The organism is Aquihabitans sp. G128 (assembly GCF_019048865.1).
Classification (GTDB): Bacteria; Actinomycetota; Acidimicrobiia; order Acidimicrobiales; family Iamiaceae; genus Aquihabitans.
Genome location: NZ_CP077604.1, coordinates 3,903,835 through 3,916,056 on the forward strand (window position 1 = coordinate 3,903,835; position 12,222 = coordinate 3,916,056).

Annotated in this window: 14 protein-coding genes and 1 pseudogene; 12 read left to right on the top strand and 3 right to left on the bottom strand. The window is 74.2% G+C overall.

The window, feature by feature from the left end:
* The first annotated feature begins 1 nt into the window (after position 1).
* The 6 genes and pseudogenes from alr to tsaD all read left to right on the top strand — a co-directional run bounded on the left by alr (position 2) and on the right by tsaD (position 5,258).
* A complete protein-coding gene (alr, locus tag KSP35_RS18755) occupies positions 2-1,132 on the top strand; it encodes an alanine racemase (protein WP_216997299.1) in 1,131 nt (376 codons plus the stop codon).
* A complete protein-coding gene (locus KSP35_RS18760) occupies positions 1,129-2,220 on the top strand; it encodes an alpha/beta fold hydrolase (protein ID WP_216997300.1) in 1,092 nt (363 codons plus the stop codon). Before alr ends, KSP35_RS18760 begins: the two co-directional genes overlap by 4 nt.
* Positions 2,221-2,328: 108 nt before the next feature.
* Entirely contained in the window at positions 2,329-2,847 is a 519-nt protein-coding gene (gene tsaE, locus KSP35_RS18765) for a tRNA (adenosine(37)-N6)-threonylcarbamoyltransferase complex ATPase subunit type 1 TsaE (protein ID WP_216997301.1), read from the top strand.
* Positions 2,848-2,970: 123 nt separating this feature from the next.
* Positions 2,971-3,537, top strand: a pseudogene (tsaB, locus tag KSP35_RS18770) (tRNA (adenosine(37)-N6)-threonylcarbamoyltransferase complex dimerization subunit type 1 TsaB); the annotation flags it as partial.
* A gap of 99 nt (positions 3,538-3,636) precedes the next feature.
* Positions 3,637-4,212 (top strand): ribosomal protein S18-alanine N-acetyltransferase, encoded by a 576-nt coding sequence (gene rimI / locus KSP35_RS18775; RefSeq protein WP_216997302.1) that lies wholly within the window; start codon positions 3,637-3,639, stop codon positions 4,210-4,212.
* The gene (gene tsaD / locus KSP35_RS18780; protein ID WP_216997303.1) at positions 4,209-5,258 is read left to right on the top strand and encodes a tRNA (adenosine(37)-N6)-threonylcarbamoyltransferase complex transferase subunit TsaD; all 1,050 of its coding nucleotides are present in this window, start codon (positions 4,209-4,211) and stop codon (positions 5,256-5,258) included. Before rimI ends, tsaD begins: the two co-directional genes overlap by 4 nt.
* 56 nt (positions 5,259-5,314) lie before the next feature.
* Here the strand turns inward: tsaD and KSP35_RS18785 are convergent, their stop codons facing one another.
* Together KSP35_RS18785 and KSP35_RS18790 are read right to left on the bottom strand one after the other, a co-directional pair.
* Positions 5,315-6,265 (bottom strand): GlxA family transcriptional regulator, encoded by a 951-nt coding sequence (locus tag KSP35_RS18785; RefSeq protein WP_371748994.1) that lies wholly within the window; start codon positions 6,263-6,265, stop codon positions 5,315-5,317.
* Positions 6,265-6,849: a cysteine hydrolase family protein gene (locus KSP35_RS18790; protein WP_216997305.1), complete on the bottom strand. Its 585-nt coding sequence runs from the start codon at positions 6,847-6,849 to the stop codon at positions 6,265-6,267. Before KSP35_RS18790 ends, KSP35_RS18785 begins: the two co-directional genes overlap by 1 nt.
* A 260-nt stretch (positions 6,850-7,109) precedes the next feature.
* On the opposite strand from KSP35_RS18790, the gene groES reads away from it, so the two are divergent.
* The gene (groES, locus tag KSP35_RS18795; protein WP_216997306.1) at positions 7,110-7,403 is read left to right on the top strand and encodes a co-chaperone GroES; all 294 of its coding nucleotides are present in this window, start codon (positions 7,110-7,112) and stop codon (positions 7,401-7,403) included.
* Positions 7,404-7,417: 14 nt separating this feature from the next.
* On the top strand, positions 7,418-9,067 hold the full coding sequence (groL, locus tag KSP35_RS18800) for a chaperonin GroEL (protein WP_216997307.1): 1,650 nt from the start codon (positions 7,418-7,420) through the stop codon (positions 9,065-9,067).
* Between the two features lie 133 nt (positions 9,068-9,200).
* Here the strand turns inward: groL and KSP35_RS18805 are convergent, their stop codons facing one another.
* On the bottom strand, positions 9,201-9,917 hold the full coding sequence (locus KSP35_RS18805) for a TetR/AcrR family transcriptional regulator (protein ID WP_216997308.1): 717 nt from the start codon (positions 9,915-9,917) through the stop codon (positions 9,201-9,203).
* A gap of 102 nt (positions 9,918-10,019) precedes the next feature.
* On the opposite strand from KSP35_RS18805, the gene KSP35_RS18810 reads away from it, so the two are divergent.
* The 4 genes from KSP35_RS18810 to KSP35_RS18825 all read left to right on the top strand — a co-directional run bounded on the left by KSP35_RS18810 (position 10,020) and on the right by KSP35_RS18825 (position 12,141).
* Positions 10,020-10,325: a hypothetical protein gene (locus tag KSP35_RS18810; protein ID WP_216997309.1), complete on the top strand. Its 306-nt coding sequence runs from the start codon at positions 10,020-10,022 to the stop codon at positions 10,323-10,325.
* A 134-nt stretch (positions 10,326-10,459) separates the two neighbouring features.
* Positions 10,460-11,050 carry a CoA pyrophosphatase gene (locus KSP35_RS18815; RefSeq protein WP_216997310.1) on the top strand — a complete coding sequence of 197 codons (591 nt, stop codon included), beginning with the start codon at positions 10,460-10,462 and terminating at the stop codon, positions 11,048-11,050.
* Between the two features lie 94 nt (positions 11,051-11,144).
* Positions 11,145-11,702, top strand: coding sequence for a YqgE/AlgH family protein (locus tag KSP35_RS18820; RefSeq protein ID WP_371748995.1), 558 nt, complete (start codon positions 11,145-11,147; stop codon positions 11,700-11,702).
* A 49-nt stretch (positions 11,703-11,751) separates the two neighbouring features.
* Positions 11,752-12,141 carry a hypothetical protein gene (locus tag KSP35_RS18825; protein WP_216997312.1) on the top strand — a complete coding sequence of 130 codons (390 nt, stop codon included), beginning with the start codon at positions 11,752-11,754 and terminating at the stop codon, positions 12,139-12,141.
* Positions 12,142-12,222 lie beyond the last annotated feature (81 nt).

A 12,222-nucleotide genomic window follows, 5' to 3' on the forward strand; every position in this document is an offset into this window, starting at 1 on the left:
CGTGCGCCCCGTCTGGGCCGACGTCGACCTCGACGCGGTCACCGCCAACGTCCGAGCGCTCCGAGCCGTCGTCGGCCCGGTGCTGTTCTGCGCGGTCGTGAAGGCCGACGGCTACGGCCACGGTGCCGTGCCGGTCGCCAGCGCGGCGCTGGCCGGTGGCGCCGACCTGCTCGGGGTGGCCCTGGTGGCCGAGGGCGCCGAGCTGCGCGACGCCGGGTCGGCGGCGCCGATCCTGGTCCTCTCCCAGGCGTCGCCGGACGAGCTGGACGTGCTCGTCGGGTGCGACCTCGAGGCCACCGCGTACACCGAGGCCGGCGTCGCCGGCCTGGCGGCCGCCGCCCGGCGCGCCGGCCGTGGTGCCGAGCGCCCGGTCCGGGTCCACCTGAAGGTCGACACCGGCATGCACCGCGTGGGGGCCCAGCCCGACGAGGTCGTCGCCCTCGCTCGGTCCATCGACGTCGAGCCGGGGCTGGCCCTCGCCTCGGTGTTCACCCACTGCGCGGTGGCCGACGAGCCCGACGACCCGTTCACCGCCGAGCAGCTCCGCCGCTACGAGGAGGTCCTCGCCGACCTCGCCGCCGCCGGCATCGACGTGCCGCTGCGCCACGCGGCCAACACGGCGGCGGCCATCGCCCACCCCGATGCCCGCTACGACGTGGTGCGCTGCGGGATCGGCATCTACGGCCTCGATCCCAGCGCCGAGGTGGCCGGCCGGGTGCCCCTGCGGCCGGCCATGGCGCTCCGGTCCCGCGTGTCCCACGTGAAGCGGGTGGCGGCCGGTGAGGGGATCTCCTACGGGCTGCGCTACCGGCCCGAGCGCGAGACCACCATCGCCACCGTGCCCCTGGGCTACGCCGACGGCGTGCCCCGGGCCCTGTCGTCGGTGGGCGCCGAGGTCCTGGTCGGCGGTCGGCGCCGGCCGATCGCCGGGACCGTGACCATGGACCAGTTCCTGGTCGACTGCGGCGACGACCCGGTGGCGGTCGGCGACGACGTCGTGCTGCTGGGCGAGCAGGGCGGCGACCGCATCGGCGCCGACGACTGGGCCCGGCGGCTCGGCACCATCAGCTACGAGATCGTCTGCGGCATCAGCACCCGGGTGCCGCGGCGCTACCTGGAGACGGACACGTGAACACCAAGAAGCTGGTCGGCCTCGGGGCCACCGCCCTCGGCATCGGCGCAGCGGCAGCCGGCGCCTACCGCGCCACCCACCCGCGCGACGCCCAGGGCCCGGTCACGCCGGAGGCCGGTCGGCGCGCGCCCGGCTCGGTGCCCGATGCGCTGCTGGACCTGCCGGCCGACGTCGTCCACCACGAGCTGGGCACGCCCGACGGCGGGGTGGTCCACGCCATCGAGCGGGGCCAGGGCCGGCCGCTCGTGCTGCTCCACGGCATCACCCTGCGGGCCGACGTGTGGGCGCCCCAGTTCCACCAGCTCGCCGACCGCTTCCGGGTCATCGCCGTCGACCTCCGCGGCCACGGCAGCTCCCGGGCCGGCAGCGACGGCTACGGCATCCCCCGCCTGGCCGCCGACCTCGCCACCCTGCTCGTGGGGCTCGACCTGCACGACGCCATCGTCGTCGGCCACTCCATGGGCGGCATGACCGCCATGCAGTTCTGCGGCGACTTCCCCGAGGTGCTGGCCGAGCGGGTGGCCGGGCTGGTCTTCGTGGCCACCCGCGCCCACCAGGTCATGCCGCCCTACGTCGACCGGCTCGCCAAGCGCCTCGTGGGCTCGGGCCAGCGCCGCCTCGACGGCGGTCGGGAGCTGCCCGCCCGGGCGGCGGTGAACGAGCGCATCGTGCGGGCGGCCTTCGGCGACCGCCCCTCGAAGAAGGCCATCGCCGTCGTGGCCGAGATGGGCCGGTCGATGGACGCCCGGGCGCTCATCCCGTCGGTCGACGGCCTCATCGACCACGACGCCCGTGCCGCGCTGCGCGCCACCGACACGCCGTCGCTGGTGGTCGTGGGCACCCGAGACCTGCTGACCCCGGTGCCGTCGGGCCGCCACCTCGCCCACCTGCTGCCCCACGCCGAGCTCGTGGTGCTGCCCAAGGCCGGCCACCAGCTCATGCAGGAGCGGCCCACGGAGCTGGCCGAGCTCATCGACGCCTTCGCCGCCAAGCTGGCCGGGCGCCAGCCGTCGGTGTCCGCCGCGGTCGACGCCTCCGCCGGGCCCGTCGACGCCGACCAGGTCGAGGCCACCCCCGAGCCCGCCTGACCGGCCCGGTCGTTGCGGTCCGGGTCGGGGCGGTCACTACGATCGGACGGTGCACCCCGTCGCCCCTGCCCCCGCCTCCACGGCGCTCCGGCACCGGCGGTCGGCACCGTGAGGCCCCAGGCCCAGGTGGCCCGCACCGCCTCCGCCGCCCAGACCCAGACCCTCGCCGCCGCCCTCGCCGGCCTGTGCGGGCCGGGCGACCTGATCGTGCTGGCGGGCGACATGGGAGCCGGCAAGACGGCCTTCGCCCAGGGCTTCGCGCTGGGGCTCGGCATCGCCGACCGGGTGACCAGCCCCACCTTCACCATCGTGCGGGAGTACGCCGGCGGGCGCCTGGCCCTGCACCACCTCGACGTGTACCGGCTCGACCAGCTGCGGGAGGTCCTGGAGCTGGGCGTGAGCGAGATGCTCGACGAGGAGGCGGTGATGCTGGTCGAGTGGGGCGACGCCGTGCTGCCGGCCCTGGGCGACCAGTACCTCGAGATCCGCATCTCCTTCGGCGAGGGCGACGACGACCGACGGCTGGAGATCTCGCCTCGCGGCCGCCTGTGGGCCGCCCGCGAGCGGGTGCTGGGCGAGGCCCTCGCCAGCTGGACCGAACCTGAACCAGGAGACCCATCGTGCTGATCCTCGGCCTCGAGAGCGCCACCGCGCAGGTGGGCTGCGCCATCGGCGGCCACGAGGGCGTGCTGGCGTCGTCGCACTCGGCGCGGCAAGCGCCACGCCGAGAACCTCACGCCGGCCGTCGAGTTCGTGTGCCGCCAGGCCCGCGTGGAGCTGTCGGAGATCTCGTGCGTCGCGGTCGACCACGGCCCGGGCCTCTTCACCGGCCTCCGCGTGGGCGTCGCGTCGGGCAAGGCCATCGCCCAGGCCCTGCGGGTGCCCATGATCGCGGTGTCGAGCCTGGACCTCCTGGCCTTCCCCCTGCGCTTCACCGATCGGCGGATCGCAGCGGTCATCGACGCCCGGCGCGGCGAGGTGTTCTGGGCCTTCTACCGGCAGGTGCCGGGCGGCATCCAGCGCATCAGCGAGCCCACCGTCGGCTCGCCCGACGAGCTGGCGGCCGAGCTGCTGGCCCAGCACGGCGACACGATCCTGGCCGGCGACGGCGCCATCCGCTACGCCGAGCACTTCGCCCAGCGGCCGGGCGTCGAGCTGGCCGGCGGCGACCACGCCTATCCCTCGGCGCGCTCCCTGGTGCAGCTGGCCCACGCCAAGGCGCTCCGCGAGGACTGGGTGCGGCCTCACGAGATCGAGCTGCTGTACCTGCGCAAGCCCGACGCCGAGATCAACTGGTCCATGCGGGCGGGCGCCTGATGGCCGCCGCACCCCGTGCCCTCCGGCCGACCGGGCGCTGACGTGGCCGGCAACGTCGACGGCCGCGCGCCGTCCGGTCTGGTGGTCACCGTGTCGCCCATGCGCCGCCGGCACCTGCGCGCCATCCTGGCCATCGAGGCCCAGGTGTACCCCCGGCCCTGGTCGTCGCGGCTCTTCGAGGACGAGCTGGAGCGGGGCGGGCGGGTCTACCTGGTGGCCCGCGTCGGGCCCACCGTGGTGGGCTACGCAGGCCTCCTGATGATCGCCGACGACGGCCACGTGGCCACCGTGGCGGTCGACCCGGTGTGGCAGGGCCACCGCGTGGCCACCCGGCTGCTGGCGGAGCTGGTGCGCCAGTCGCAGCGGCTGGGCGCCAACCAGCTGACGCTGGAGGTGCGCATGTCGAACGTGCGCGCCCAGGGCCTGTACCGCCGGTTCGGCTTCGCCCCGGCCGGCGCCCGCAAGGGCTACTACGGCGACAACGGCGAGGACGCCCTCGTCATGTGGGCCCACGAGATCGGCAGCGACGACTACCAGGCCCGGCTCGACGCGATCGACGCCGACCTGGTCCCGGCCACGGCCCGACTGGGCTTCGACGCACCCGTGGGCGTCGGAGCGGGAGCGGGCGACGGTGCCCACCCCGCCTCGTCCCGCGGCAGGATGGAGCGACCATGACCGCCTTCGACCCGACCGTCCCGTCCCGCCCCGGCGTCGACGCCCACACCCGCATCCTCGGGATCGAGACCTCCTGCGACGAGACCGCCGCCTCGGTGGTGGTCGGCGGCCACGTGGTGCGCTCGTCGGTGGTGTCGAGCCAGGTCGACATCCACGCCCGCTTCGGCGGGGTGGTCCCCGAGATCGCCAGCCGCGCCCACGTCGACCTGCTCACGCCGGTCATCGCCGAGGCGCTCGTGGAGGCCGGGGTCGAGGGGCCCGAGCTCGACGCCGTGGCCGCCACCTACGGGCCGGGCCTGGTGGGCTCGCTGCTCGTGGGCGTGAGCACCGCCAAGGCCCTGGCCCTCGTCTGGGGCGTGCCCTTCGTGGCCGTCAACCACCTCGAGGCCCACCTCTACGCCGCCCTCGTCGAGGACCCCAGCCTCGAGCTGCCGGTGGTGGTGCTGCTCGTGTCCGGCGGCCACACCATGCTCATCGAGATGGAGGGCCACGGCCGGTACCGCCTGCTCGGCTCCACCATCGACGGCGCGGCGGGCGAGGCCTTCGACAAGGTCGGCCGCTACCTGGGCCTCGGCTACCCCGGTGGCCCGGCGATCGACCGCATCGCCATGGAGGGGGACCCGCACGCCATCGCCTTCCCCCGGGCGCTGATGGCCGACGGGCTCGACTTCTCCTTCTCGGGCCTGAAGACCTCGGTGGTCAACCACGTGCGCAAGCACCCGGAGGTCGCCACGGCCGACGTCGCCGCCAGCTTCCAGGAGGCGGTGGTCGACGTCCTGGTCACCAAGGCCCGCCGGGCCGCCCAGCAGATCGGGGCCAAGGGCCTGGTGCTCGGCGGCGGCGTGGCCGCCAACTCGCTCCTGCGCGAGCGGTTCCTGTCGGCCTGCGTCGAGGACGGCATCCACGGCTTCCTGCCCAGCCGGGCCATGTGCACCGACAACGCCGCCATGGTGGCCGCCGCCGCCTGGTGGCGCCTCGGCGCCGACGGCCCCAGCCCGCTCGACACGGGCGCCGACCCGAACCTGCGCCTCCAGCTGCTCGACTGAGGTCGACCGGCTCGACCAGCTCGACCGGCTCGTACGAGCAGGTCGGGCCGCGCGGCTCAGGCCGGGCGGCGGGCGAAGGCCTGGCCGGGCGCGGTGCCGGTCTCGGCGCGCCACACGCGGCGGAACTGGCGGGCGTCGTCGTAGCCCGCGGCTGCGGCCGCGGCCTCGACCGTGGCGCCCGACGCCAGCACGGCCCGGGCGTGCTCCACCCGGATCCGGCGCTGGTAGGCGAGCGGGGTCAGCCCGGTCGCGGCCACGAAGGCCCGGTGCAGCGTGCGGGTGCTGGCCGGGGCGCGCGCCGCGAGCTCGGCGAGGGGCAGCGGTTCGGCGAAGCGGCGGTCGATCTCGTCCTGCACGCGGTGGACCAGGTCGTCGAGGTGGTTGCGGTGGCGCAGCAGCGCGCTGTCCTGCTCGGCGTCGCCGTTGCGGCGGGCGTAGACCACCATGTCCCGCGCCACCGCGGCGGCTGCCGCCGGGCCGTGGTCGGTCGCCACCAGGTGCAGGGCGAGGTCGATGCCGCTGGCGATCCCCGCGGAGGTGAGCACGCGATCGTCCTCGGCGTAGAGCACGTCGCGCTGGACGCGCGCCGCCGGGTGGCGCGCCGCGAGCTGGGCCTGCACGCCGTGGTGGGTGGTGCAGCGCCGCCCGTCGAGCAGGCCGGCGCGGCCGAGCACCTCGGCGCCGGCGCAGATCGAGCCCACCCGACCGCCTGCGGCGTGGTGGGCGCGGAGGCGGTCGAGCGTGGCCGTCGAGACCTGCCCGGGGTCGTCGAGCAGGCGTGCTCGGAAGCCGGGGACGAGCACGAGGTCGGACGGGCCGAGGTCGGGCCAGGTGGTCGCCGCTTCCAGGCCCAGGCCCTGGGCGCTGGGCACGCGGGCCGACTCGCCCACGAAGTGCAGCTGGTAGCCCCAGCCGAGGTCGTCGGCGCTGGAGAACGCCTGGGCCGGCCCGGCCAGGTCGAGCAGGTGGACCTGGGGCAGCAGCACGAAGGCGACCTGGCGGCGGATCACGAGGCGAGGTGCTCCTCGACGGTGGTGATCGTGGCGAAGCGCCCGGCCAGGGCGTACTCGGTGCGAGCCAGCACGTCCTGGACGCCCAGCGTGGTGGGGTCGGCGGCCACCTCGGCGAACGGTCGGTCCGCCACCGCGGCGCGGTGCGGGATGGGGAACGTCGCGGTGGCGTCGATGACGAAGTCGACGGCGTAGCCGAGGTCGGCGGCGAGGCGGGTGGTGGTCTCGCAGCACTGCTCGGTCTGGATGCCCGTCACCGCCAGCCGGGTCACGCCGCGCTCGGTCAGCAGCTGCGCCAGGTTCGTGGTGGTGAACGCGTTGCGGGAGGTCTTCACCAGGACGGGCTCGCCGGCGCGGGGCTCCAGCCCGTCCATCAGGGCGACGTGCGGGCTGCCGGGCTCGAAGGGGCCGCCGGTGCCCGGCTCGGTGTGGAGGATCCACACCACCAGGTCGCCGGTCTCCCGGTAGCGGTCGACGAGCGGCCGCACCTGCTCGACGATGCCGGGGTTGGAGCACCAGGGCCAGTACGGCCGGACGGTGAACGAGTTCTGCACGTCGATGACGAGGAGGGCGCGGTTCATGCCGCCACCATCGTGGTCCAGCGCCGTTGGCAGAAGGGCATCGGCGGACGACGACCGGACGGATCGTGCCATCGATCGTCGGTCTCCAGCCCCCGAGCGGGGCGGCCGCGGCCGTCCCGCCCAGCGGGAATTAGCACTCTCGGGCCGCGACTGCTTGCGACTCGGGGGATCGCGCCGTATCGTTGGCACTCGCCATAGAGGAGTGCTAACGCCGGTTTGGAGCGTTGGCACGGACCACTACTCACGCCATGGAGGCGCTGATGTCCCTGCAGCCGCTCGAAGATCGCATCATCGTGAAGCCCGGTGATGCCGAAGAGACCACCGCCAGCGGGCTGGTCATCCCCGACACCGCCAAGGAGAAGCCCCAGCAGGGCGAGGTCCTGGCCGTGGGCGAGGGCCGCTGGGACGAGGACGGCGAGAAGCGCATCCCCGTCGACGTCAAGGTCGGCGACATCGTCGTCTACTCCAAGTACGGCGGCACCGAGATCACGTCGGATGGCCAGGACGTCCTGATCCTGAACGCCCGTGACGTGCTCGCGATCGTCAAGAACTGAGCTGAGGAACGCACATGTCGAAGATCCTGAAGTTTGACGAAGAGGCCCGCCGCGGCCTCGAGGCGGGCGTGAACAAGCTCGCCGACGCCGTCAAGGTGACCCTCGGCCCGAAGGGCCGCAACGTGGTGCTGGAGAAGAAGTTCGGCGCCCCCACCATCACCAACGACGGCGTGTCCATCGCTCGTGAGATCGAGCTGGAGGACCCCTACGAGAACATGGGCGCCCAGCTCGTCAAGGAGGTGGCCACCAAGACCAACGACGTCGCTGGCGACGGCACCACCACCGCCACCGTGCTCGCCCAGGCGCTCGTCCGCGAGGGCCTGCGCAACGTCACCGCCGGCGCCAACCCCATGGCCCTCAAGCGGGGCATCGACAAGGCCGTCGCGGCCGCCGTCGAGTCCATCAAGGACCAGGCCAAGGAGATCGACGACCGCAGCGAGATCGCCCAGGTCGCCACCATCTCGGCCAACAACGACAAGGCCATCGGCGAGGTCCTCGCCGACGCCATCGACAAGGTCGGCAAGGACGGTGTCGTCACCGTCGAGGAGTCGAACACCTTCGGCATCGAGCTCGAGTTCACCGAGGGCATGCAGTTCGACAAGGGCTACCTGTCGCCGTACTTCGTCTCGGACCCCGAGCGCCAGGAAGCGGTCCTCGAGGACGCCCTGATCCTGTTCACCGAGAGCAAGATCTCCTCGGTCCAGGACCTCGTGCCGGTGCTCGAGAAGGTCATGCAGACCGGCAAGCCGCTGCTGATCATCGCCGAGGACATCGAGGGCGAGGCCCTCGCCACCCTCGTGGTCAACAAGATCCGCGGCACCTTCAACTCGGTCGCCGTCAAGGCCCCCGGGTTCGGTGAGCGCCGCAAGGCCATGCTGGCCGACATCGCCACCCTCACCGGTGGACAGGTCATCTCCGAGACGGTGGGCCTCAAGCTCGAGACCACCACGCTCGACCTGCTCGGCTCCGCCCGCAAGATCGTGGTCACCAAGGACCTCACCACCATCGTCGACGGCGGCGGCTCGGCCGACGACGTCAACGGTCGCGTGGCGCAGATCAAGCGCGAGATCGAGGACACCGACTCCGACTGGGATCGCGAGAAGCTCCAGGAGCGCCTCGCCAAGCTGGCCGGCGGCGTCGCCGTCGTCCAGGTCGGTGCGGCCACCGAGGTGGAGCTCAAGGAGAAGAAGCACCGCATCGAGGGCGCGCTGTCCGCCACGCGTGCGGCCATCGAAGAGGGCATCGTCCCCGGCGGTGGCACGGCTCTGGTCCGAGCTCGCGCCGCGGTCGCCAAGGCCATCGAGGGCCTGGAGGGCGACGAGGCCACCGGGGCCAAGTCGGTCCACAAGGCGCTCGGCGCGCCGGCCCGCCTGATCGCCGGCAACGCCGGCCTCGAAGGGGCCGTCGTGGTGCAGCAGGTCGAGTCCGAGCTCGGGGCCTACGGCCTCAACGCCGCCACCGGCGTGTTCGAGGACCTGCTCAAGGCCGGCGTCATCGACCCGGCCAAGGTGACCCGTGCGGCGCTGCAGAACGCGGCGTCGATCGCCGGGCTCCTGCTCACCACCGAGGCCATCGTCGCCGACAAGCCCGAGGAAGAGGGCGCCGGCGGCGGCATGCCGGGCGGCATGCCCGGTGGCATGGGCGGCATGGGCGGCATGATGTAGCAACCCCCTCCCACGAGGTGGTTCGACGGTGCCCGGGCTTCGGCCCGGGCACCGTCGCGTCCGGGGGTGGCCCGGCGCACCCTCGGCGTGGCGTCGGTGGCCCGTGCCGGGCCGCCGACCGGCGAGCGGTCGTTCAGTCGCCGGAGGTGGCCAGGCGGGCGGCCCGGTCGGGAGCCGCGTAGACCGGCTTCACCGCGACGTCCGGGTCGGACCACGCGTGGTGGCCCGCCACCGGGAACTTGGCCTCGAGGTAGGCCAGCATCACGTCGACGTACTCGGCGGTGGTGGCCTCGCGATCGGGGTCGGCCTGGTCGGCGGCGGCCGCCAGCACCAGGTGGGCCAGGGTTACCATGACCTCGGAGGTGCGGGCCACGATGGGCTCCGGCAGGCCGGGCACGCGCAGCTCGATCAGGGCGCGGATGTGGCCGAGCAGGCCTTCGCGCAGCCGTTGGCCGGCGCCGGACCGGCCACCCGGCACCATGGCCGAGACGAGCAGGGCCGGCAGGGCCCGCTGGTCGCGGGTCTCGGCCACCAAGCGGTCGATGACCCGGTGCAGGAACTCGCCGATGCGCTCCTCGGGACCGATGTTGCCCAGGAGGTCGGCGTACAGGTCGACGAGGTGGGCCAGGTAGCGGTCGGTCAGGGCCTCGGCGAGCGCCGCCTTGTCCGGGAACCACCGGTAGAGCGTGCCGACCGGGACGTCGGCGCGTGCCGCGACCAGGTTGGTGGTGGCGGCGTCGTAGCCGACCTCCTCGAAGACCTCGGCGGCGACGTCGAGGAGCAGCTCGACCCGCGCCGCGGATCGCGCCTGGCGCGGTCGGTTGCGCAGGTGGCTGTTCGCTTCGGCCATCGATCCCTCCTCGCCCGCCGGATGGTCTGGGGCAACGCTACCCGGCCCGGACCGGCCGCCTCGGACCGGTGGCGCCGGGACCCCGGTCGGTAGGCTGCGGTGATGGAACGACCCCCTGCCGATCCCTCGAAGCTGCTGGCCTCCTGGGACGACTGGGAGCGGGGCGAGATCACCCCGGGCCGGGTCCTCGCGGATCTCAAGACGGGCGGCCTGCGCGACGTGCTCGACCACCTGGCGGGGCCCGACGGCGCCGCCACCGACGACGGCGTCGACGCCGGCGCCCTGCAGGCCCGGTGGATGACCTGGGAGCGCGGCGAGGCCGCGCCGGGCCAGGTGGTGGAGGACCTGCAGCGCGGCGGGCTGCGCGGCGTGGTGGCCCACCTGGCCGCCGCCGTCGAGCAGGCCTGACCCGACCCGTGGCCGGGCCCGTCGCCGACCCGCCCGCGCGGGGAGGCCCGCAGCACATCCCGCGCCCGCCCTCGGCCCGACCGGGCCCGGCCGCTCCGTGGTCCCACCTCGACGACGCCGATCGGCGCGTCGACGTGGCCCGGCTGCGCGCCGCCTTCGCCGCGGTCGATCCGCCGGTGCGCTCCGTGCGGGAGGGCTCGGTCCGGCGCGGCTCGGCGGTGCTGGCGCCGATCTACGAGCACGACGGCGAGGCGTTCGTCGTCCTGACCCGCCGCTCGGCCCGGCTGCGGGTCCACAGCGGCGAGGTCAGCTTCCCGGGCGGCGGCCAGGAGCCCGGCGAGGACCTGGCCGACACCGCCCGGCGCGAGGCCTGGGAGGAGGTGGCGCTCGACCCGGCGTCGGTGGAGCTGATCGGCGAGCTCGACCACCTGAGCACCATCACCAGCGACTCGTTCATCGTGCCCTACGTCGGGCTGCTCCCGGGTCGCCCGCAGCTCGTCGCCAGCCCTGCCGAGGTCGAGGCCGTGCTCCACGTCCCGCTCGCTGAGCTGCTCGACCCCGAGGTGTACCGCGAGGAGCGGTGGGACCTGTTCGGCGCCGAGCGATCCATCTTCTTCTTCGAGCTCTACGGCGACACCGTGTGGGGCGCCACCGCCGCCATGCTGCGCCAGCTGCTCGGGCTCGCCACCGGCACCGTGGGACGGGGCGACCTTCGGCACCTCTGAGCCGGTTCGGGGCGCTCCGGGCGTACCCTCGGGTCGTGGACCACCACGACCTGCTGCCGGCGCCGGGCCCCACCGCCTCCGTCCCGACCACGGGATCGGTGCCGTCGTGAGCCAGGCCGGGCGGCTGCTCGTGGCCACCCCGCTCATCGGGGACCCGAACTTCGAGCGGACGGTGGTGCTGCTGCTGGCCCACGGGGGCGAGGGCGCGTTCGGCGTGGTGATCAACCGGCCGAGCGAGACCAGCGTCCACGAGGTGGCCGACGAGTGGGCGCCGCACGTCGCCGCGCCCGGCGTGGTCTTCGTCGGCGGGCCGGTGGGCACCGACTCCGTGGTGGGCATCGCCCGCTGCGTGGCCGACCCCGGTCCCTCGTTCGGCCGCCTGGTGGGCGACCTCGGCACCGTCGACCTCCACCGCCCGCCGGGCGGCGACGACCACCCCTGGTCCGGCGTGCGCCTCTTCGCCGGCTCCGCCGGCTGGGCCCCGGGCCAGCTGGAGGACGAGCTCGAGGAGGGCGCGTGGTGGGTGGTCGACCCCACCCCCGACGACCTCACCACCGCCGACCCGTCGGCGCTGTGGGCCGCCGTGCTCCGCCGCCAGCCCGGGCAGGTGGCCTGGTTCGCCAACCACCCGCTCGACACGTCGGCCAACTGAGCGGGACCACCTCGACGCCTCGGCGCTGGGGGAGCGGTAGCGTTCCGCCATGGCCACGCTCTCGTTCGAAGGTGAGACCCACGGCGAGCTGGTGGTGAAGGTGCGCCGATGGCTGGCATCGGTCGAGGGCCAGGACGAGGGCAACCTCACCACCCACGAGGCCATCGAGCAGGGCGCGGAGCTCACCAAGGAAGCCCTCCGGATCATCGCCTCGGCGGCCCCGGAGCCGGTGGCCCAGAGCGAGATCGTCAAGGCGCTCACCAGCGCCGGCTACAAGGCCACCGACGCCACCAAGCAGGCCCTGGTGGACGGGCTCGACAGCGTCGAGGAGGTCACCGGCGGCAGCGTGGTGAAGCTGGCTCGGGACGCCTCGAAGACGGTGGTGTACCAGATGAACACCGCGGTGGCCCGGCAGATCCTGAAGTCGCTCCGGCGCTGAGCGGGCGGCCGCCGTGGGCTGATGTCACGCAGCGGCACCTCGCCCGCACCGGCCCGGGCCGGTAGCCTGCGGCCACGACCA